This window comes from Nocardioides sp. Leaf285 (genome assembly GCF_001422955.1).
Lineage (GTDB): Bacteria > Actinomycetota > Actinomycetes > Propionibacteriales > Nocardioidaceae > Nocardioides > Nocardioides kribbensis.
In genome coordinates, this window is record NZ_LMNH01000002.1 from 126,113 (window position 1) to 147,513 (window position 21,401).

Consider the following 21,401-nt stretch of genomic DNA (forward strand, 5'->3'; position numbering starts at 1 on the left):
GCCCTGAGGCTCGACCTCCGGTCGGTGGCGGCTCAGCCCGTCGGCCAGCCGGTGTAGCACTCGGCGAGGTGGGTCGAGGCGGCGCGGGAGGAGGCGAGGGTCTCGAGCTCGGCGAGCTGGCGGCGCTCGTCGAAGGCGCTGGCGCCGGGCAGGCGGTGCAGCAGGGTGGTCATCCAGTAGGAGAAGTGCTGGGTGCGCCAGACCCGCTCGAGGGCGCGGGCGGAGTAGGCGTCGAGGGCGTCGGCGTCGTCGCCCAGGAGGGTCCGCTCGAGGGCCTCGGCGAGCACGCGGACGTCGGCCAGCGCCAGGTTGAGCCCCTTGGCCCCGGTCGGCGGGACGGTGTGGGCGGCGTCGCCAGCGAGCACGAGGGCGCCCCAGCGCATCGGCTCCTGCACGAAGCTGCGGAAGGGCAGCACCGTCCGCTCGAGGATGGGCCCCTCGGCCAGCGCGAGGCCGTCGTCGCCGGCGACCCCCGCCTGCAGGGTCGACCAGATGCGGTCGTCGGACCAGTCCTCGACGCGGTCGGCGGGGTCGCACTGCACGTACATCCGCTGCACGTCGTCGGTGCGCGAGCTCACCAGCACGAAGCCCTCGGGTCCACGGGCGTAGACGAGCTCGTCGAGGGTGCGGGGCGCCTGCGCGAGGATGCCGAACCACGCGAAGGGGTACTCGCGGAACGAGCGTCGCCGCGAGGCCTCCGGCACCAGGTCGCGGCAGATGCCGCGCGAGCCGTCGCTGCCCACGACCACCTCGCAGCGCACCTCGCGCCGCCGCCCCTCGGCGTCGGTAAAGGCGACGACCGGCCGGTCGGCGGGGTCGCGCGTGACGCCCCTGACCTCCACGTCGGTGACGCCCCAGCGCACGTCGCCGCCGTCGCGCTCGCGGGCGTCGGCGAGGTCGAGGAAGACGTCGGTCTGGGGGTAGAGCCACGTCGAGGCACCGACCAGGTCGGCGAAGTCGACGCGGTGGCTGGCGCCCCCGAAGCGCAGGTCGATGCCCCGGTGCTCGTGGCCGTCGCGCAGCACCCGGTCGAGCCCTGCGTCGACGAGCATCCGCACGCTGTCGCGCTCGAGGATGCCCGCGCGGTGGGTGCGCTCGATGACCGCGCGCTCGCGCACCTCCACCACGACGGAGTCGATGCCGGCCAGCGCCAGCAGGTGCGACAGCATCAGGCCGGCGGGCCCGCCGCCGACGATGCCGACGCGGGTGGTCTCGGGGGTGACGGCGTTCACACCGCGACCGTACGGCGCCCCCGGTCCAGCTCCCGTCGCCTGCTTCCGGTGGGTGGAAGTCGTCGCCGCCCGAGCCGCGGCGGGCGGCGCGCCCTTGCCGCCGTACCCGCGGTCGCCCCGCCCGCCTCGCCCGTCACACCGGTCGGCCCGGACCCGCACCTGTCGGCCCACGCGCGGGCCGACCAGTGCGGGTTTCACCAGCCGGCTGGCGAAACCCGCGCCCACGCGGCCAGCCGCCACCTCCCGGGCCGGGGCGGGCGGCGCGCCCYTGCCGCCGTACCCGCGGTCGCCCCGCCCGCCCCACCCGTCACACCGGTCGGCCCGGACCCGCGCCCGGGCCGCCGCCTACTGCACGAAGCGGAACAGCGGGCTGTCGGGGGCGACGACCTCGACCCGCAGGGGCGAGGCGTCCATGCGGGCGAGCAGGGCGGGCAGGTCGGCGGCGTCCTGGAGCTCGACGCCGACCAGCGCGGGGCCGGTCTCGCGGTTGCTGCGCTTGACGTACTCGAAGAGCGTGATGTCGTCGTCGGGGCCGAGCACCTCGTCGAGGAAGCGGCGCAGGGCGCCGGGCTCCTGGGGGAACTCCACGAGGAAGTAGTGCTTGAGCCCCTCGTGCACGAGGGCGCGCTCCACGATCTCGGCGTAGCGGCTGACGTCGTTGTTGCCGCCGGAGACCACGGCGACCACGGTCGAGCCGGGGGCGAGGCCGGCCAGCACGGGGTCGGCCAGCAGCGGGTCGGCGCCCAGGCGCAGCGCGGCGGTCGCCAGCGCCCCGGCGGGCTCGGCGATGATCCCGTCGGACTGGTAGAGGTCGAGCATCTCGACGCAGGCCAGGCCCTCGGGCACGGCGAGCAGGTGCGGGGCGTGGCGGTGCACGACGTCGAAGGTGTGGCGTCCGACCTGGCGCACCGCGGCGCCGTCGACGAAGCCGTCGAGGTCGGCGAGCTCCACGGGCCCGCCGGCGGCCACGGCGGCCGCCATGCTGGCCGCACCCGCCGGCTCGACGCCGACCACCTGCACGCCGGGGGCCCGCTCGGCGAGCACGGTGAGCACCCCGGCGACCAGCCCGCCCCCGCCGACGGCGACCACCACCGCGGCCGGGTCGGGGCGCCCCGCCGCGGCCAGCTGTGCGAGCACCTCGGTGGCCACGGTGCCCTGGCCGGCGATGGTGCGGGGGTCGTCGAAGGCCGGCACCGGGGTGGCGCCGGTGGTCTCGGCGAAGTGGCGGCTGGTGGCCGCGGCGTCGTCGTAGGTGTCGCCGCCGATGACGACCTCGACCATGTCGCCGCCCAGGGCGGCGACCCGGTCGCGCTTCTGCCGCGGCGTGGTGCGGGGCAGGTGCACCCGGGCGCGCACGCCCGCGCGGGCGCACGCGAAGGCCACGCCCTGGGCGTGGTTGCCGGCGCTCGCGCAGGTCACGCCGCGCGCACGGGCGTCGTCGTCGAGCTGGCTGATGAGGGTGTAGGCGCCGCGCAGCTTGTAGGAGCGCACGGGCTGGAGGTCCTCCCGCTTCAGCCACACGTCGAGGCCGGTGAGCGCCGAGAGCCGGTCGCTGCGGTGCAGCGGGGTCGGGTCGACCACCGAGGCGAGGCCCACCGCCGCGCGGTCGACGTCGGCCGAGGTCACCGCGGGGGCGCCGCGCTCGCCCGGGGCGGGGGCGTCGGGGCCGGAGGCACCGGAGGTGCCCGGCGTCACAGGGGGCTGGCTCATGGGTCCATGATGTCGGCACGTGCCGCCGACCCCTCGGGAGGACCCCGTGACCACGCAGCCCCACCCCGCCTGGACGCCCCCCGCCGACCTGGTCGAGGCCAGCGTGCTGCGCGACTACCAGGCCTGGCTCGTGGCCCACGGGCTGCGGCCGGCGGGCGCGGAGACCGAGCCCTACGCCGACCTGCACCGCTGGTCGGTCGAGCGGCCCGAGGAGTTCTGGGGCTCGCTGGTCGACTACTTCGACGTGCCCCTCGAGCGGCCCCCGGGCGCGCCCGTGCTCGGCTCGCGCGCCATGCCGGGCGCGCAGTGGTTCCCCGGCAGCACCCTCAACTACGCCGACGTCGTCCTGCGCCACCGCGGCGACGGCGTCGCGGTCGTGCTCGTCGTCGAGGACGGCACCCGCGCCGAGCTCACCTGGGAGGACCTGCGCGGCCAGGTCGGCGCCGTCGCGGCCTGGCTGCGCGAGCAGGGCGTCGGGCCCGGCGACCGCGTCGCGGGCTACCTGCCCAACCTCCCCGCCGCCGTCGTCTGCTTCCTGGCCGCCGCCGGCCTCGGCGCGACCTGGTCGGCCTGCTCGATGGAGTACTCCCCGGCCGGCGCCGCCGACCGCCTGGCCCAGCTCGACCCGGTCGTGCTCGTCACCGCCGACGGCTACCACTTCGGCGGGCGCCGCCACGACCGCACCGCCGAGGCCGACCAGCTGGCGGCCGCCCTGCCGAGCCTGCGCGCCCGGCTGCTGGTGGGCCACCTCGACCCGGCCGCGGGCGGTGCGCGCGGTGCGTCGTACGACGAGGTGGTGGCGGCGCCGGTGGAGCCCGCACCGCTCCCGGTGCCCTTCGACCACCCGCTGTGGGTGCTCTACTCCTCCGGCACGACCGGGCGTCCCAAGGGCATCGTGCACGGCCACGGCGGCATCGTGCTGGAGCACCTCAAGTGGGCCGCGCTCCACCTCGACCTGCGCCCCGGCAGCCGCTTCCACTGGTTCACCACCACCAGCTGGATGATGTGGAACGCCCAGGTCGCGGGGCTGCTGCTCGGCGCCACGATCGTGCTCTACGACGGCAGTCCCACCTGGCCCGCGCCCGACGCGACGTGGCGCCTCGCCGAGGCCGAGCGGCTCACCTACCTCGGCACGAGCGCGGCCTACCTCGCCGGCAGCCACAAGCAGGACCTCGACCTCGCCGGTCTCGACCTCGCGTCGCTGGTCGGCGTGGGGTCGACCGGGTCGCCGCTGCCGGAGTCGACGGCCGCCTGGGTCAACGAGCGGCTGCCCGCGGTGTGGCTGGCCTCGGCCACGGGCGGCACCGACGTCTGCTCGGCCTTCGCCGGCGGCGTGGCGACGCTGCCGGCCGTGCCCGGCGAGATCCAGGCCCCCCTGCTCGGCGTGGCGCTGGAGTCGTGGGACACCGAGGGCCGACCGGTCGTGGGCGACGTCGGCGAGATGGTGGTCACCGCGCCGATCCCCTCGATGCCGGTCCTCTTTTGGGACGACGCCGACGGCTCGCGCTACGCCGACGCCTACTTCTCGACCTACCCCGGCGTGTGGCGCCACGGCGACTTCGTGACCGTCACCGAGCGCGGCAGCCTGGTCGTGCACGGCCGCTCCGACGCCACCATGAACCGCTACGGCGTGCGCATGGGCTCCGCGGAGATCTACGAGGTCGTCGACGCCTTCGGCGAGGTCGCCGACTCCCTGGTCATCGGCCTGGAGGAGCCCGGCGGCGGCTACTGGATGCCGCTCTTCGTGGTCGCCGCGCCCGGGGCGGTCGTCGACGACGACGTGGTCGCCCGACTGCGCACCGCGATCCGCACCGACCTCTCCCCGCGCCACGTGCCCGACGACGTGGTGGTGGTCGAGCGGCTGCCCCACACGCTGACCGGCAAGCGCATGGAGGTGCCGGTCAAGCGGATCCTCTCGGGGCTCCCTCCCGAGGAGGCGGCCAACGCCAAGTCCGTCGACGACCCCAGCGCCCTGGAGCAGTTCGTCGCCCTGCGCCGCTGACATACCCCGATCGTCGGGCCGAGGTCTGTGTGGTTCGAGCGGGTGGGTAGGTCGGTGGGCTGCTGGAACGGCGCAATTGCGCGGGCAGTCATCGACCGGGGTCGGGGTTTGCGCGGTCCGAGCGGGTGGGTGGGTCGGTGGGCTGCTGGAACGGCGCAATTGCGCGTGCGGCCGCCCGCCGGGGGTCGAGGTTTGCGTGGTTGGAGCGGGCGGGCGGGTCGGCCAGTTGCTGGAACGGCGCAATTGCGCGAGCGGCCACCGCCCCGCCCGCCGCACGCCGACCGCCGTACCGCTGCGGACCCGGCCGGCGCGCTCAGGCCAGGGTGATCTGGCCGCCGGGGTCCTTGTCGAGCGAGCGGCCGATGACCATGCGCTGGATCTGGTTGGTGCCCTCGAAGATCTGCATGACCTTCGCCTCACGCATGTAGCGCTCGACGGGGAAGTCGCGGGTGTAGCCGTAGCCGCCGAGCACCTGGACGGCGTCGGTGGTGACCTTCATGGCCTGGTCGGTGGCGACCATCTTGGCGATCGAGGCCTCACGGCCGAAGGGCAGGCCGGCGTCGCGCAGCCGCGCGGCGTGCAGGGTGGTGGCGCGCGCCGACTGCACCGCGGCCTCCATGTCGGCGAGCACGAAGGCCAGGCCCTGGTGGTCGATGATCCGCTTGCCGAAGGTCTCGCGCTCCTGGGCGTAGGCGACGGCCTTGTCGAGCGCCCCCTGGGCCAGGCCCACGGCGACGGCGGCGATGCCGAGGCGTCCGGAGTCGAGGCCGGCCAGGGCGATGCGCAGGCCCGCGCCCTCGTCGCCGAGGCGCCGCTCGACGGGCACGCGCACGCCGTCGAAGCGCATGGTGGCGGTGGCCGAGCCGGTGAGGCCCATCTTGCGCTCGGGGGCGTCGGCCGAGAGCCCCTCGGCGTCGGCGGGCACCAGGAAGCAGGAGATCCCACGGGCGCCCTCGTCGCTGGTGCGGGCCATCACCTTGTAGAAGTCGGCCTGCCCGCCGTGGGTGGTCCAGGCCTTGGCCCCGTCGAGGACGTACTCGTCGCCGTCGCGCCGAGCAGTGGTGCGCATGGCGGCGGGGTCGGAGCCGGCGTGGGCCTCGGAGAGGCAGTAGGCCCCGAGCAGGTCGCCACCGAGCATGTCGGGCAGCCACTGCTCGCGCTGGGCGTCGGTGCCGAACTGCGCCAGGCCGAAGCATGACAGCGCGTGCACCGAGACGCCCACGCCGACGCTCGACCAGACCGCGCCGATCTCCTCGAGCACCTGCAGGTAGACCTCGTAGGACAGCCCGGCGCCGCCCTGCTCCTCGGGGTAGGGCAGGCCCAGCAGCCCCGAGCGGCCGAGCAGCCGGAAGACGTCGCGGGGGAAGGCCTCGTCGGCCTCGGCCTCCGCGGCGCGGGGGGCGAGCTCGTCGGCGGCGATCTGCCGCACGAGGCGGAGCAGGTCGACGGACTCCTCGGTGGCGAGGACGCGGCGTGCGGGCATGGGGGCCTCCAGGGGTGGGGTCGGGCGGTGGGACGACCGCTGCGTCAGGCGAGGACGCTGGTGAGTACCAGAGTACGCCGCTGAGTACTGATCGCCAGCCGGAGCGGCCGCCTCCCGGCGCTACCCTCGGCGGGTGACCCCGACCCGTGTGCAGCCCGACCGGGCCCGCGTGCGCCGCGACGAGCTGCTCGACGGCCTGGTCGACCTCTACCTCGCCGAGGGCTTCCTCGCCCTGGGCGTCGGCGACCTCGCCGCCCGGCTGCGCTGCTCGCGCTCCACGCTCTACGACGTGGCCAGCAGCAAGGAGCAGCTGATCCAGGCCGCCGTGCGGCGCTACTTCCAGCGCGCCGCCGAGCGCATCGCCACCCGTGTCGACGCCGAGCCCGACCCCGGGGAGCGCATCCCCGTCTACCTCGCCGCCGTGGCCGAGGAGCTCGAGCCGGCCTCGGCGCGCTTCCACGCCGACCTCGAGGCCTACGCGCCGGCCGGCGAGGTCTACCGCGACAACACCCGCCACGCCGCCCGCCGCGTGCAGGAGCTCGTCGCCGACGGGGTCGCCGCGGGTGCGCTGCGACCCGTCGACGCCACCTTCGTCGGCGCCGCCACCGCGCAGGTGATGACCGCGATCCAGTCCGGCGCGATCGGCGAGGCCACGGGGCTCGACGACGCCTCGGCGTACCGACGCCTGGCCGACCTGGTGGTGCACGGTTTGGAGCGGCGCGCGCTGCCTGGCTAACATTCACCCCGAGGGGAGTACCCCACCCAAGGCCCATCCGGTCAGTACGACGTCCCCGCGGACGTCCCGGTTGGACGCCCGGAGCGATCCGGGCGGGGGAGACCTCAAGCCACCATGCTTGAGGAGACCTGTGTCCATCACCCTGCCCGCCGCACCCTCGGTGCTGGCCATCGACACGATCGGCACCCCGACGCTCTGGGCGGTCACCATCGCCGCCGTCGTCGGCCTGCTCGTGCTCGACTTCTTCGCCACGCGCAAGCCCCACGAGGTCACGATGCGCGAGGCCACCCTGTGGTCGATCTTCTACGTCGCCCTGCCGCTGGCCTTCGGTGGCTACGTCTGGTCGCAGCACGGCAGTGAGCGCGGTGTGGAGTACTACACCGGCTACCTCGTGGAGAAGGCGCTGAGCGTCGACAACCTCTTCGTCTTCATGCTGCTGCTCGCCGCCTTCGCGGTGCCCAAGGCGCTCCAGCAGCGCGTGCTGCTCTACGGCATCGTGGGCGCGCTGGTCCTGCGCGGCATCTTCATCGCCCTCGGCGCCGCCGCGCTGTCGGCCTTCGACTGGGTCTTCCTCGTCTTCGGTCTCGTGCTGCTGCTCACCGGCGCCAAGCTGCTCAAGGACGCGCTGTCGGGCAACGAGCACACCACCGACGTCGCCGACATGAAGATCGTCAAGCTCACCAAGCGGCTGATGCCCGTCACCGACGAGTACGTCGGCCCCAAGCTCACGGTCAAGCAGGCCGGCAAGCGGGCCCTGACCCCCTTCGCGCTGGTCGTCGTCGCGGTCTTCGCCACCGACGTGGTCTTCGCCATCGACTCCGTGCCGGCCGTCTACGGCATCACCGGGGATCCCTACCTCGTCTTCGCCACCAACGCCTTCGCCCTGCTCGGCCTGCGCGCGCTGTACTTCGTGCTCGAGGGCGCCTTGGCCAAGCTCGTGCACCTGTCCTACGGCCTCGCCGCGATCCTGGGCTTCATCGGCGTGAAGCTGGTCCTGCACTGGGCCCACATGGAGTGGAGCTCGGTGCCCGAGATCCCGACCCTGGCCTCGCTCGGCGTCATCGTCGGCATCCTGGTGTTCACCACCGTCACGAGCCTGATCGCCTCCTCCAAGGCCGAGAAGGCCGCCGGGGAGAGCGCCACGGCCGACGCCGCCGCCACCGGGCCGGTCGACGAGTTCGCCGGCGACCTCGACGACCCCGACACGCTCAGCCGCCGCTGAGCCGGCGCCGGTCAGGCACCCCGGACCGGCCCACCGCACAGCACGAGGCCCCGTCGACCGCAGTGGTCGGCGGGGCCTCGTGCGTCGTACGGGTGCGCCCGGCGGGCGGCGGGCGGCGGGGGTCGCGACGGGGTCGCGCCCGGGTCAGAGCGGCAGGCAGATCGGGGGCAGCGGCAGGCCCAGCTCGGGCAGGCAGAGGCCTGGGTCGTCGGTCGGGGTGGCCGTGGGCGAGGTCGTCGGCGACGCGGTGGGGGAGGGCGGGTTCTGCTCCTCGCAGCGGCGCAGCTCCTTCTGCCGCTGCTCCAGGGCCTTCTCCTTCTGCCCCACCTGCACCTCCGACTGCTCGCGGTTCTTCCTCGCCTGCTCCAGGTTGGCGCGCGCGGCCTTCTTCTCCTTGGCCGTGTCGGCCGCCTTCAGCCGGGCCTTCGCGCGCACGACACGCTCCTGGGCGCGCTCGTAGCGGGCCTGCGCGGTGTCGTACTCGGTCTGGGCCCGGTTGACGGCCTCGGCCTCCTCGGGGCACGTGCTCGACGACGTCGGCGTGCTGGTCGCGGTCGCGGCGGCGCGCGGACTCGACCCGGTGTCGGCCACCGCGATCGCGCTGACACCGCCGACGACCGCCCCGCTGAGGAGCAGGACGCCGAGCAGCGCCGAGACGGCCGCCGGCCGACCGGTGCGGCGCCTCAGGGCGACGGGGGTGACGGGTGCGTCCGAGGTGGGGCGGGGGGTCCGTGCGGGCTCTGGTGTCATGGCGCGGCTTCCTGGGGGTCGCCGCGCGACGTCGGACGCCGGCGGCGGTGGACTGGGGTTCTTCGCAGGGTAGGCCCGCCGGAGCGGTCGCGTGGGCGATCGGCCGGATCGGACCGGGCGGCACCGCCACGGGCGCCGCTCCGACCGACCCGGCCCGCACGGTCACTCCACGGCGAGCGCGACCTCGGTCGACTTCACGAGCACGGTGACGGTGGCGCCCTCGGTGAGACCGAGGTCGGCCACGGCGTCCTTGGTGATCGAGGAGGTGATCACCTGGTCGCCGCCGTCGAGCTTGACCTTGACGACGGCCATGGCCTCGCCGGTCACGACCGAGACGACGGTGCCGGGCAGCTGGTTGCGGGTGGAGAGCTTCACGGGGTTCCTCCGAGGGGGGTGGGTGGGTGTGCGAGCGGTCACGCTGACGGTAGGTCGGTGCGGCGTCGGCCCCAAGTCGCTCCGGCCGGCGTCCGCGTCTGCGGCGCGGGACGGCGGCGCCGACCCCGAGCTGCGGGTCCTTGCGCCGCCGCGTCGACGTCCCGACCGGCGGGACGACCCGTCCGCCGGGACGATCCGGGGCCTCAGGCGTGGGAGCGACGAGGAGGACGACGTCGTCGGCCAGCCGGTAGGGCTGGGTGGAGACCAGGGCGCCGACGCTGCGGCGCAGGCGGGAGACCTCGGCCCGCACGGTGACGAGGTGCTCGGCGTCGCCGTAGAGCGCGGTGCTCAGGGCGGCGGCGGTGAGGCCGTGCGGGTGGCGGGCCAGCAGCACCAGGATCTCGGCGTGGCGCCGGGTGAGCGGGGAGCGCCAGGCGCCGCTGCCGGCGTCGACCTCGAGCACCGGCCGCCCGGCGGCGTCGTCGACGAGCCGGGCCGTCACCGGGGCGGTGCCGCCGCGCGGTCGCACGAGCCAGCCGCCGGCCAGCCGCTCGGGCACGCACGAGCCCAGGCCCGGCACGGCCAGGGCGCGGTGGGCCACCGGCACCTCGATCCGGTCGCGGGCGGCGATGCCGGCGTGGTGGGCCACCCAGCCGTGGTCGTCGACCACCAGCAGCGGCCCGGTGAGACCGCCGACCACCGGCTCGACGGCGCGGCGCAGGTGCTCCAGCCCCTGCTGGTGGTGGCGCCACAGCTCGGCCTCGGCGAGGCGCACCGCGCTGTCGACCAGGGCGCCGAGCGCGGGGTGGAGGGTCAGCGCGGGCCCGGACACGTCGACGACGCCGAGCAGCTCGCCGGTGCGGGGGTCGTGCACGGGCGAGGCCGTGCAGTACCACGCGTGCTGCTTGTGCTCGAAGTGCTCGGCCGAGAACAGCTGCACCGGCGCGGCCTCGGCCAGGGCGGTGCCGATCGCGTTGGTGCCGACGACCTCCTCGGTCCAGGTGGCGCCCTCGGAGAAGCCGAGCCCGTCGGCGTGCAGCTGCACCCGGGCGGCGCCCTCGCGCCACAGGATGACCCCGTCGGCGTCGCAGACGACCACGAGGAACTGCGAGGCGTCGGCGACGCTGGTGAGCACCCGACGGACCTCGTCGACCACCAGCGCCAGGCGCGACGTACGTCGACGCAGCTCCAGGTCGGCCGTCGGCAGCGGGTCGCGCGCGTTGTCGCCGTCGGGGTCGAGCCCCAGGCGCATCACCCGCGACCACGAGCGGGCAACCAGGGCGCGGGGTCGCTGCGGCGGGCGCGACCCGCCCAGCACGGCGTCGTGGATGCGGGTCAGCGCGCGGGCCTGCTCGGCCAGGTCGGCTCCCGACGCCTGCGCGTGCACCACGCTCCACCTCCCACCCGGTCCGCCCCGTCACCGCGATCGTAGGTCGCGGGCGTGACGCGCGCCACAGGCCGGACGGCCCCTGTGGACGGGCCGGTGGACGTCCGCGCCGGGCCGGTGCCCGCTCCGCCGGGGGCGGTGCAACGCGCTGCAACCCTTCCGCTGCGCCGTCGCGCGCGGTGTGCTGTGGGTCACAGGCCCCACGTCACACGTCCGGGACCCGTGGTCCCGATCCGTCCGCGCACCACCGGAGGCAGCATGACCCAGACCGTCGAGCCGGCCGTCGAGCCGGCCATCGAGCCGGCCATCGAGCCGGCCACCGAGCCGCCCACCGAGCCGCCCACCTCGACCGAGCCGTCCGGGGGCGAGGGCCAGCGCGTCGCCACGCAGTGGCTGGAGCGCTTCGAGTCGGCCCTGCGCGCCCGCGACGTGCGTGCGGCCACCGACTGCTTCGCCACGACCAGCTTCTGGCGCGACCTGGTCTCCTTCACCTGGAACCTGGTCACCGTCGAGGACCGGTCCGGGGTCGCCGACCTCCTCGAGCACAACCTCGAGCGCACCGACCCCACCGGCTTCACGACCGCCGAGCCCGCCGACCTCGCCGACGGCGTGGTGACGGCCTGGATCGAGTTCGAGACCGCGGTGGGTCGCGGGCGCGGCCTGCTGCGCCTGGTCGAGGAGGAGGGCGAGTGGCGCGCCTGGACGCTGCTCACCACGCTGCACGAGCTCAAGGGCCACGAGGAGCCGCGCGGGCTGCGCCGTCCGCCTGGTGCGGAGCACGGCGCCCGCAAGGACCGCACCACCTGGGCCGAGCGGCGCCAGCAGGAGGCCGAGAGCCTCGGCTCCACCGAGCAGCCCGCGGTGCTGGTGGTCGGTGGCGGCCAGGGCGGCATCGCGCTCGGCGCCCGGCTGCGCCAGCTCGGGGTGCCGAGCCTGGTCATCGACAAGCACCCCCGCCCCGGCGACCAGTGGCGCAGCCGCTACAAGTCGCTGTGCCTGCACGACCCGGTCTGGTACGACCACCTGCCGTACCTCAAGTTCCCCGACAACTGGCCGGTCTTCGCCCCGAAGGACAAGATCGCGGACTGGCTGGAGTCCTACACCAAGGTCATGGAGGTGCCCTACTGGTCCTCGACCGTGGCCACCTCGGCCAGCTGGTCGGAGGAGACCCAGGAGTGGACCGTCGAGATCGAGCGCGAGGGCACGCCGCTGACGCTGCGACCGAAGCAGCTCGTCCTCGCCACCGGCATGTCGGGCAAGCCCAACCTGCCGTCCTTCCCGGGCCAGGACGTCTTCCGCGGCGACCAGCACCACTCCTCGGCCCACCCCGGGCCCGACGCCTACGCCGGCAAGAAGGTCGTGGTGGTCGGCAGCAACAACAGCGCCTTCGACATCTGCGGCGCGCTGTGGGAGCACGGCGCCGACGTGACGATGGTGCAGCGCAGCTCGACCCACATCGTCAAGAGCGGCTCGCTGATGGAGCACGGGCTGGGCGACCTCTACTCCGAGCGGGCCCTGGAGGCCGGGGTGACGACCGAGAAGGCCGACCTGATCTTCGCCTCGCTGCCCTACCGGATCATGCACGAGTTCCAGATCCCCGCCTACCAGGCGATGGCCGAGGACGACAAGGACTTCTACGAGCGCCTCGAGCGCGCCGGTTTCCGTCACGACTGGGGCGACGACGGGTCGGGGCTGTTCATGAAGTACCTGCGCCGCGGCTCGGGCTACTACATCGACGTCGGCGCCGCCGAGCTGGTCGCCGACGGTGAGGTGAAGCTGGCCCACGGCCAGGTCGACCACCTCACCGAGGACTCCGTGGTGCTCGAGGACGGCACCGAGCTGCCTGCCGACCTCGTCGTCTACGCCACGGGCTACGGGTCGATGAACGGCTGGGCCGCCGACCTCATCAGCCAGGAGGTCGCCGACCGGGTCGGCAAGGTGTGGGGCCTGGGCTCCGACACCACCAAGGACCCCGGCCCCTGGGAGGGCGAGCAGCGCAACATGTGGAAGCCCACCCAGCAGCCCGGGCTGTGGTTCCACGGCGGCAACCTGCACCAGTCGCGCCACTACTCGCTCTACCTCGCCCTGCAGCTCAAGGCCCGCCACGAGGGCCTCGACACCCCGGTCTACGCCCTGCAGGAGGTGCACCACCTGAGCTGACGCGCTGGGCCGACCAGCTGGGCCGACCAGCCGGGCCGGCTCCCGAGCCGGCGCCCGCGCGTCAGGGCCGGGTACGCCGCGAGCGCCGCCACCCCCTCGGGTGGCGGCGCTCGGTCGTGCCAGGTGCGGTGGTGCGGGTCGGTCAGTCGCTCACGGGAGCAGGTCGCAGACCGGTCCGAGGAGGGCGTCGCCCAGGATCGGCACGGTCTCCAGCAGCGTGCACGCGGAGTCGAGGCCGCCCAGCCCGCCCGGGGGCAGGCTCGGCAGGCCCTCGAAGCCACCGAAGGGATCGATCGGCAGGCCCGAGACGCCGGGGATGCCCGGCAGGCCCGGCAGGCTCGGCACGTCGCCGGCGGCGAGGTCGCAGATGGCCTGGGGCAGGCCGGCGTCGCACAGCGGCTGGATGGCCGCGGAGCCGTCGGGCAGGTTGGGCGCGCTGGCGGCGTCGCAGATGGCCTGCGGCAGGCCCAGGTCGCACAGGGCCTGGATCGGGCTCGGGCCCCCGGTGCCGCCGGGCAGCGGCAGCGTGGCCAGGGCGTCGCAGACGGCCTGCGGGATCCCGGCGTCGCAGACCGGCTGCACGGGGCCGGTGCTGGTCGGGGTGCTGGTCGGGGTCGCGGTCGGCGTGGTGCTGCTCGACGGGCTGGTCGACGGGCTGGTCGACGGGCTGGTGGAGGAGGTCGGGCTGGTCGAGGAGGTGGGGCTGCTGGTCGGGCTCGCCGTCGGCGAGGCCTGGCAGGCCTCGAGCTCGCGCTGGCGCCGCGAGAGCTCGGCCGCGCGGTCCATCTTGGTGTCCAGCGCGGCGCTGCGGGTGCGCTTGGCCTGGGCCAGCTGCCGCTTGGCGGTGGTGCGCTGCTGCCGGGACTCGGCGGCGCGGACCTTCTTCTGGGCCGCCTTCACGCGCTTGGTGGCCTGGGCCACCGCCCGCTTGGCCTGGGCCAGGCGCTCCTGCGCGCTCGCGACGTTCTGCTGCTCGGCCGTGCACGACGCCGCGGCGGCGGTGGTGCGGCCGGGGCTCCCGGCCCAGCCGGCGGTCGAGACGGTGGCGAAGCCGACGACCATGGCGATGCCGAGCAGCGCCGTGACCACCGCCTTCGTGCTGGTGCGGATCATGGGGTTTCCCTCCTCGCCGACGTGTGCCGGCCCGTGGTGTCCCGAGACTGTCCGTGGTGTCTGAAGACGGTCTAGCGGCCCGGAGGCCGGTATTTCTTTGCTTTCGGGCGAGTCGCCGCACCGGTCTGGACCAGCGCGGGTCGCTCAGACCCCGGCGTACGACGACGCCGCCACCCGGTGGCGGTGTGGCGGCGTCGTCGTGGGTCGTCGTGGGTCGTCGTGCGTCGAACGGGGTGGATCAGGGCAGCAGGTCGCACACCGGCTGCAGGGCGGCGCCGACGACCGGGAGGTCGCAGACGGCCTCCAGACCCGGGAAGTCGGCCGGCAGCAGGGCGAGCAGCAGGGTGCTCAGCGCGTCGAGGTCCTCCAGCCCTGGGAAGGCCGGGAAGCCGGGGATCGCGGGCACGTCGGTGCCGTCGGTCGGGATGCCGGGCAGGCTCGGCAGGGTGGGGATGCCGCCCGCGGCGAGGTCGCAGATCTGCTGGGGCAGGCCAGCGTCGCAGAGGGCCTGGATCGGGCTGTCGCCGCCGCCCGGCGTGCTGGGCACGGAGGGGAGGCTGGTGGCGGCGTCGCAGATGGGCTGGGGCAGGCCGAGGTCGCACAGCGCCTGGATGGGGCTCTCGCCACCGGTGCCGCCGGGCGTGGGCAGGGTCGCGAAGGCGTCGCAGATCTCCTGGGGCAGACCGGCGTCGCAGGCGGGCTGGAGGGCGTTGGCGGGCTCCGGCTCGGTGCCGGCCTCGCAGGCGGCGAGGCGTCGCTCGGCCTGGGCCACCCGCTGCTGCTGGGCCTTCTTGCCCTTCGTGGTGGTGGCCTTGCGCTCCTTGGCCGCCGTGACCTGCTTGCGGGCCTGGGCCTTCTCGGCGCGGGTGTCGGCACGGTCGGCCCGGCGCTGGGCGCGCTCGACGGCGCGGGCCGCGCGGCGGTCCTTCGCCTGGGCCTCGGCCAGCTTGGCGCGGGCCTTGTCGACTTGGGCCTGCTGGGTGCTGCAGTCGGCGGCCCGCGCGGCGGTGAGGCCGCTGGGGGCGGCGGCCGGGGCGGCCGTGGCGGTGCTGGTGGCGGCGCTGAGCAGGCCGACGGCGAGCAGGATGCTCGCGCAGGCGGCCAGGCCCAGGCGCAGGATGCTGCGGATCATGGTTCTCCCTCTCCCGTCCGGCTCGGGGGGCCGGCGACCCGTCGGACGTTACGACCGCGTGACGGGGCGCGGGCGAGGTCGCCCACATCACACCGGGTGGTCTGGACCGCGCCGGCCCGGCGCGCGCCGCTGACGCGCCACGGCCCGGTCGCGGGTGCGACCGGGCCGTGGCGAGGAGCTGGTGGGAGTGTCGGCCACGCCCCGCGCGGGGTCGGGCCGACGCGTCGACCAGACGGGCGTCAGGCGGGGATCAGGCGGGGGTGAGGCTCTGCTCGTCGGTCATGGCGGCGAGCTCGCGCGAGAGGCGCTCCTGCTTGACGGCCCACACGATGCCGGCGATCCACAGCACGCCCACCGCGATCGCGACGGCGACCACGGTGGTGCCGGAGGCGCCGAAGGACTCCACGATGGTCTTGGAGTTGGTGAGCACGATCAGGCCGCCGGCCGCGACGCCGAGCACGCGGGCGGCGAGCTTCTTGACCAGCCACGCGGCGATGGGGGCGGCGATGACGCCGCCGACCAGCAGCGCCGCGGCGTAGGACCACATGATGCCCTGCGAGCCGAGGGCCAGGATGAAGCCGAGCGAGCCGCCGACGGCGACGACGAACTCCGAGGTGTCGATCGAGCCGACGACCTTGCGGGGCTCCAGGCGACCCGAGGAGAGCAGCGTGGTGGTGCCGACCGGGCCCCAGCCGCCGCCGCCGATGGCGTCGAGCGCGCCGCCGACCACGCCCATCGGGGCCAGCATCTTGGCCGAGGGGCGCGACTTGAAGGTGGGGCGGCGCCCGCCGAGCACCAGGAAGCGCCAGATCACGTAGATGCCGAGGGCGAGCAGGATGCCGGCGACCCACGGCTTGGCCGTGTCGCCGTCGAGGCTGGCCAGGAAGGTCGCGCCGACGAAGGCGCCGCCGAAGCCGGGGATGGCCAGGATCGAGACCGTGCGCCAGTCGACGTTGCCGAGCTTGTGGTGGGAGAAGCCGGAGACCAGCGAGGTGCCGATCTCGGAGAAGTGGACGGCGGCGGAGGCGGCGGCCGGGGCGACGCCCGCGGCGAGCAGGAGCGTCGAGGAGGTGACGCCGTACGCCATCCCGAGCGAGCCGTCGATGAGCTGGGCCAGGAGGCCCACGAATCCGAGGACCAGGAGCTTGCGCATGAGTGAGCCAATCGGTGAGTTCGGACCCGCACCCAGGCCCGACGTGGTCGATGAGAGATGTAAAGCGTAGTGAATTACTAATCATTATGCAGTGCATCGCTCCGATAGGGGAAATCCCTCGGCGCGTCGCGCCCCCGCCGCCTGCCGCTCCCGCGCCGTTCACCGACGTCGGCCACCGTGTCCGGATGCCCGTCACCCCCGCGCCCGTGCGCCGCGTCCTCGTGTCGGGCGCGGGCTGGCTGCTGGTCGCCCTCGGCGTGGTGCTCTTCCCGCTGCCCGGTCCCGGGCTGCTGCTGCTCGGTGTGGGCGCGGCGCTCCTGGCCCGCCACGACCCGTGGGCCGCGGCGCGCCTCGAGCCCTGGCGGCGCCTCGCGCTGCGGGAGGCCGCGCGCGGCGTGGCGACCTGGCCGCGCACGCTGACGACCGTCGCGGTCACCACCGCCCTCGGGCTCAGCGGGCTGCTGTGGCTCTGGGCGCCGCCGCAGCCCGCCTGGTGGGTGCTGCCGGCGTGGACCTGGCTGCCGGGCGGCGCCTGGGCGGGCGTCGGCCAGCTGGTGTCGGGCGCCGTGGCCCTGGGTCTCACCGTGCAGGCCCACCGCCGCTTCCACGGCGTCCCCGAGGCGCTCGGCGCGCGCGGTGCGGGGGCGTCGGGGGCGTCGGGAGCGCCGCAGGACGCGCCGCCGCACCGGTCGCCGGACCGGTCGCAGGGCCGGCGCAGCGGGGCGGTCGGGTGAGGTCGTCGCCCCGCCGTCGCACCCTCGTGGCGAGGTCGTGGTGACGGTCTCGGACGAGAGGGGCGCGGGAGTTGGCCTCTTCTGGGATGCTCGTGCCATGCATCGTGCAGGAGTCAGGCCGTGAAGGGCGCCGCCAGGCGCGTCACGCTCGAGGTCGTGGGCTGGACCCTCCTCGTCGTCGGCATCGCCGCCCTCGTCCTGCCCGGCCCCGGGCTGATCCTGATGTTCGCCGGGGTCGCGGTGCTCTCCCAGCAGTACGAGTGGGCCGAGCGCCGCCTCGAGCCGCTGAAGTACCGCGCGCTCAAGGGCGCCGCGGAGAGCGTGGAGACCTGGCCCCGCATCGTCGCCTCGACCCTCGTGGCCCTGGTCGTCGGCGCCTGCGGCGTGCTGTGGATCAGCGATCCGCCGCCGCCGAGCTGGTGGACCCTCGCCGACAGCTGGTGGCTGCCCGGCGGGCTGGCCACCGGCATCACCCAGGTCGCCTCGATGTTCATCGCGCTCGGCCTCATCGTGTGGAGCTACCGCCGCTTCCACGGCAAGCCCGAGGCCGTCGAGGCCCTCGAGGGCGACATCGACGAGGCCGACAAGGCGTCACCGCTCACGAGCGGCTGAGCGGGCCCCGGACCGCTCAGGCCCGCACCGAGCCTGCCTCGAGCCCGCACCGAGCCTGCCTCGAGCCTGCGTCGAGCCCGGCCTCGAGCCTGCGTCGAGCGCTCGCCGACCGGTCCGCCCGGCCTGTCGGCACCGGCGGCTAGGGTGCGCCGCATGGCCCTGACCCTGCACCGTGCGCCCCGCGCCGACGTGCTGGCCGACGGCCTCGCCGAGCTCCTCGCGACCCCCCTCGCCGACCCCTTCGCCACCGAGGTCGTGGTGGTCCCGGCCCGCGGCGTGGAGCGCTGGCTGAGCCAGCGGGTCTCCCACCGGCTGGGTCGCGCCCCGGGCCGCGACGACGGGGTCTGCGCTGGCGTCGACTTCCGCTCGCCGACCTCGCTGGTCGCCGAGGTGACCGGCACCCGCGACGACGACCCCTGGGCCCCCGACACCCTGGTCTGGCCGCTGCTGGCCACCCTCGACGCCTCGCTGGACGAGCCGTGGGCGCGCACGCTCGCGCTGCACCTGGGGCACACCGCCCCCGGGCAGGGCGACACGCCGGGCGAGGAGGGCGACCTGCGGCGCGGCCGCCGCTTCGCGGTCGCACGGCGGCTGGCCCGCCTCCTGTCGTCCTACGCCGTGCAGCGCCCCACCCTCGTCGCCGACTGGTCGGCGGGGCGCGACACCGACGGCGCGGGCCGCCCGCTGGCCCCCGACCTGGCCTGGCAGCCGGAGCTGTGGCGCCGGTTGGTGGCCCGGGTCGGCTCACCGCCGCCGCAGCGCCACGCCCAGACCGTGGCCAGGCTGCGCGAGGACCCCGCGGCCTGCGACCTGCCCCCGCGGCTCTCCCTCTTCGGCCACACCCGGCTCCCGCTCACCGAGGTCGACCTGCTCGCGGCGCTGGGGGAGCACCGCGACGTGCACCTGTGGCTGCCGCACCCCTCGGCCGCGCTGTGGGACGCCCTGGCCGCGGAGACCGCGGGCGGCCCGGTGCCCCGCGCGCTCGACACCTCCCACCGCCGCGTCGAGCACCCCCTGCTCTCCACCCTGGGCCGCGACACCCGCGAGCTGCAGCGCGTGCTCGCCACGGTCGACCTCACCGACACCCCACCCGCGCCCTCCCCGCCCGTGCTCCCGTCCGTGCTCCCGACGGGGTCGCGCCCGTCGCTGCTGGGGTGGCTCCAGGAGGACCTGCGCGCCAACGCCGTCGGCCCGGCGGGCGGGCGCGTGCTCGCCCCGGGCGACCGCTCCGTGCAGGTGCACGCCTGCCACGGGCAGGCCCGCCAGGTCGACGTGCTGCGCGAGGTGCTGCTCGGCCTGCTCGCCGACGACCCCACCCTCGAGCCGCGCGACGTGCTGGTGATGTGCCCCGACATCGAGTCCTTCGCGCCGCTGGTCGGTGCCGGCTTCGGGCTCGGCGACGTGGTGGGGGCCGACGGCCACCCGGCCCACCGGCTGCGGGTCAGCCTCGCCGACCGCTCCCTGGCCCGCACCAACCCGGTGCTGGGCGTGGCCACCCGTCTGCTCGACCTCGCCGGCGGCCGCGCTGGCGCGGGCGACGTGCTCGACCTCGCCCACAGCGAGCCCGTGCGCCGCCGCTTCGGCTTCAGCGACGACGACCTCCAGCAGCTGACCGAGTGGGTGCGCGAGTCGGGGGTGCGCTGGGCCTTCGACGCCGAGCACCGCGAGGAGTTCGGGCTCGCCGACTACGTCTCCGGCACGTGGCGCTTCGGCCTCGACAGGCTGCTCGCCGGGGTCGCGATGTCGGAGGACGCCGGCGCCTGGCTCGACCGCACCCTGCCCCTCGACGACGTCGGCAGCGGGCAGGTCGAGCTGGCCGGGCGGCTGGCCGAGCTGGTGGCGCGGCTGCAGCGGGTGACCGACGACCTCGTCGGCGTGCACCCCCTCGAGCACTGGCTCGACGTGCTCGCCTCCGGGCTGGGCGACCTCACCGCGGTGGCGGGCGACGAGGCGTGGCAGTCGGGGCAGGCCCTGCGCGAGCTGGCCCGGGTGCGCGAGGACGCCGCCGGCCTGGCCGCGACCGAGCTGCGCCTGCCCGACGTGCGGGCGCTGCTGGAGGACCGCCTCGCCGGGCGGCCCACCCGGGCCAGCTTCCGCACCGGCACCCTCACGGTCTGCACGATGGTGCCGATGCGCTCGGTGCCCCACCGGGTGGTGTGCCTGCTCGGGCTCGACGACGGCGTCTTCCCCCGCGCCGGGGCCGTCGACGGCGACGACGTGCTCGCCCGTGACCCGGTCACCGGGGAGCGCGACGCCCGCAGCGAGGACCGCCAGCTCCTGCTCGACGCCGTGCTCGCGGCCACCGAGACCCTGGTCGTCACCTACGCCGGCGCCGACGAGTACTCCGGCCAGGCCCGCCCGCCCGCCGTGCCCCTGGGCGAGCTGCTCGACGCCCTCGACCTCACCGCCACCGTCCCCGCGGCCACCGGGGCGCAGGCCCGCCGGGTCAGCGACGCGGTGCGGGTGCGCCACCCGCTGCAGCCCTTCGACGCCCGCAACCTCACCCGCGGCGCTCTCGTGCCCGACGCCGGGTTCACCTTCGACCCCGCGGCGCTCGCGGGCGCCCGCGCCGCGGCGGGTCCGCGCCGCGAGCCCGTGCCCTTCGTCCCCGGCGTGCTCCCTGCGCGCGGCGCCGACGACGACGTGTCGCTGGAGGAGCTGGCCACCTTCCTCAAGCACCCGGTGCGCGACTTCGTGCGCCAGCGCCTCGACGTCGCGCTGCCCCTCGACGAGGAGCCGGTCGACGACGGGCTGCCGGTCGAGATCGACCAGCTGGCCCAGTGGGCGGTCGGTGACCGGGTCGTGCGCGACCTGCTGGCCGGTCTCGACCCCGCGCGGGCCACCGAGCGCGAGTGGCGACGCGGTGTGCTGCCTCCCGGTCGGCTCGGCTGGCGGCTGCTGCGCCAGGTCGTCGAGCGCGCCGCCCCGCTGGCCGCGGAGGGCCTGGCCCAGCGCCGCGGCCACGAGGCCCGGGCCGTCGACGTCGACGTCGACCTGGGCCGCGGCCGCCGCCTGCGCGGCACCGTGCCGGAGGTCTTCGGCGACCGGCTGGTGCCGGTGAGCTACTCCCGCCTGGGGGCCACCCACCGCCTCCAGTCGTGGGTGCAGCTCCTGGCGCTCAGCGCCAGCGACCCTGACCGCAACTGGACCGCCCACACCCTGGGCCGTCCCTCCAACGGCCGCTCGCGCGACGCGGTCGGCCGCTCGCTGCTCGGCCCCGTCGACCACACCGCGCTCACCCACCTGCGCGACCTCGTCGCCCTGCTCGACCAGGGGCGCCGCGAGCCGCTGCCGCTGCCGGTGAAGTCGTCCTTCCGCTACGCCACCCAGCGCCGCACCCGCGCCCCCCAGGACCAGGCCCTCGAGAAGGTGTCGTGGGACTGGGACGACGACCGCTTCCCCGGTGAGTGCTCCGACCCCGCCCACGTGCGGGTCTGGGGTCCGGGGGCTCCGGTGCCGGGTCTCGACCAGGCCCCCCGCGAGGGCGAGGAGCACGACGGCGAGACCACCCGCTTCGGCGCCCTGGCCCTGCGCCTGTGGAGCCCGTTGCTCGACTCCGAGCAGGGCGCGTGGTGACCCCGGGCGAGGCCGGCACCCCGG

15 protein-coding genes and 1 pseudogene are annotated in these 21,401 nt (G+C 75.5%); 7 read left to right on the forward strand and 9 right to left on the reverse strand.

The window, feature by feature from the left end; all coding sequences use genetic code 11:
• Positions 1 to 32 precede the first annotated feature (32 nt).
• Positions 33 to 1,232: a 4-hydroxybenzoate 3-monooxygenase gene (locus ASF47_RS05825; protein WP_056863095.1), complete on the reverse strand. Its 1,200-nt coding sequence runs from the start codon at positions 1,230 to 1,232 to the stop codon at positions 33 to 35.
• Between the two features lie 345 nt (positions 1,233 to 1,577).
• On the reverse strand, positions 1,578 to 2,942 hold the full coding sequence (ilvA, locus tag ASF47_RS05830; protein ID WP_200918971.1) for a threonine ammonia-lyase IlvA: 1,365 nt from the start codon (positions 2,940 to 2,942) through the stop codon (positions 1,578 to 1,580).
• 46 nt (positions 2,943 to 2,988) lie between these two features.
• Between ilvA and ASF47_RS05835 the strand changes: the two genes are divergently transcribed.
• Positions 2,989 to 4,944 carry an acetoacetate--CoA ligase gene (locus ASF47_RS05835; RefSeq protein WP_056863096.1) on the forward strand — a complete coding sequence of 652 codons (1,956 nt, stop codon included), beginning with the start codon at positions 2,989 to 2,991 and terminating at the stop codon, positions 4,942 to 4,944.
• A 313-nt stretch (positions 4,945 to 5,257) separates the two neighbouring features.
• Here ASF47_RS05835 and ASF47_RS05840 read toward each other — a convergent pair whose 3' ends face one another.
• Positions 5,258 to 6,427, reverse strand: coding sequence for an acyl-CoA dehydrogenase family protein (locus ASF47_RS05840; protein WP_056863097.1), 1,170 nt, complete (start codon positions 6,425 to 6,427; stop codon positions 5,258 to 5,260).
• 133 nt (positions 6,428 to 6,560) lie between these two features.
• Here ASF47_RS05840 and ASF47_RS05845 point away from each other — a divergent pair, with 133 nt between their 5' ends.
• Together ASF47_RS05845 and ASF47_RS05850 are read left to right on the forward strand one after the other, a co-directional pair.
• Positions 6,561 to 7,163 (forward strand): TetR/AcrR family transcriptional regulator, encoded by a 603-nt coding sequence (locus ASF47_RS05845; protein WP_082500067.1) that lies wholly within the window; start codon positions 6,561 to 6,563, stop codon positions 7,161 to 7,163.
• A gap of 130 nt (positions 7,164 to 7,293) precedes the next feature.
• Entirely contained in the window at positions 7,294 to 8,385 is a 1,092-nt protein-coding gene (locus tag ASF47_RS05850) for a TerC family protein (RefSeq protein WP_235558655.1), read from the forward strand.
• Positions 8,386 to 8,529: 144 nt separating this feature from the next.
• On the opposite strand, the gene ASF47_RS05855 is transcribed toward ASF47_RS05850, so the two are convergent.
• The 3 genes and pseudogenes from ASF47_RS05855 to ASF47_RS21855 form a co-directional block, all read right to left on the reverse strand.
• A complete protein-coding gene (locus tag ASF47_RS05855; RefSeq protein ID WP_056863098.1) occupies positions 8,530 to 9,135 on the reverse strand; it encodes a hypothetical protein in 606 nt (201 codons plus the stop codon).
• A gap of 162 nt (positions 9,136 to 9,297) precedes the next feature.
• On the reverse strand, positions 9,298 to 9,510 hold the full coding sequence (locus ASF47_RS05860) for a TOBE domain-containing protein (RefSeq protein WP_056863099.1): 213 nt from the start codon (positions 9,508 to 9,510) through the stop codon (positions 9,298 to 9,300).
• A gap of 841 nt (positions 9,511 to 10,351) precedes the next feature.
• A pseudogene (locus ASF47_RS21855) lies at positions 10,352 to 10,762 on the reverse strand (transcriptional regulator); the annotation flags it as partial.
• Positions 10,763 to 11,155: 393 nt separating this feature from the next.
• On the opposite strand from ASF47_RS21855, the gene ASF47_RS05870 reads away from it, so the two are divergent.
• Positions 11,156 to 13,057 (forward strand): flavin-containing monooxygenase, encoded by a 1,902-nt coding sequence (locus ASF47_RS05870; RefSeq protein ID WP_056863535.1) that lies wholly within the window; start codon positions 11,156 to 11,158, stop codon positions 13,055 to 13,057.
• A gap of 150 nt (positions 13,058 to 13,207) precedes the next feature.
• On the opposite strand, the gene ASF47_RS05875 is transcribed toward ASF47_RS05870, so the two are convergent.
• The 3 genes from ASF47_RS05875 to ASF47_RS05885 form a co-directional block, all read right to left on the reverse strand.
• Positions 13,208 to 14,170 (reverse strand): hypothetical protein, encoded by a 963-nt coding sequence (locus ASF47_RS05875; RefSeq protein ID WP_056863101.1) that lies wholly within the window; start codon positions 14,168 to 14,170, stop codon positions 13,208 to 13,210.
• 238 nt (positions 14,171 to 14,408) lie between these two features.
• The gene (locus ASF47_RS05880) at positions 14,409 to 15,302 is read right to left on the reverse strand and encodes a hypothetical protein (protein WP_056863102.1); all 894 of its coding nucleotides are present in this window, start codon (positions 15,300 to 15,302) and stop codon (positions 14,409 to 14,411) included.
• Between the two features lie 250 nt (positions 15,303 to 15,552).
• Positions 15,553 to 16,455 (reverse strand): sulfite exporter TauE/SafE family protein, encoded by a 903-nt coding sequence (locus tag ASF47_RS05885; RefSeq protein ID WP_056863103.1) that lies wholly within the window; start codon positions 16,453 to 16,455, stop codon positions 15,553 to 15,555.
• Between the two features lie 185 nt (positions 16,456 to 16,640).
• Between ASF47_RS05885 and ASF47_RS05890 the strand changes: the two genes are divergently transcribed.
• The 3 genes from ASF47_RS05890 to recC all read left to right on the forward strand — a co-directional run bounded on the left by ASF47_RS05890 (position 16,641) and on the right by recC (position 21,377).
• On the forward strand, positions 16,641 to 17,189 hold the full coding sequence (locus ASF47_RS05890) for a PGPGW domain-containing protein (protein ID WP_056863104.1): 549 nt from the start codon (positions 16,641 to 16,643) through the stop codon (positions 17,187 to 17,189).
• Positions 17,190 to 17,309: 120 nt separating this feature from the next.
• Entirely contained in the window at positions 17,310 to 17,801 is a 492-nt protein-coding gene (locus ASF47_RS05895; RefSeq protein ID WP_056863105.1) for a PGPGW domain-containing protein, read from the forward strand.
• Between the two features lie 153 nt (positions 17,802 to 17,954).
• Complete coding sequence (recC, locus tag ASF47_RS05900; RefSeq protein WP_056863106.1) at positions 17,955 to 21,377, forward strand: exodeoxyribonuclease V subunit gamma; 3,423 nt, start codon at positions 17,955 to 17,957, stop codon at positions 21,375 to 21,377.
• Positions 21,378 to 21,401 lie beyond the last annotated feature (24 nt).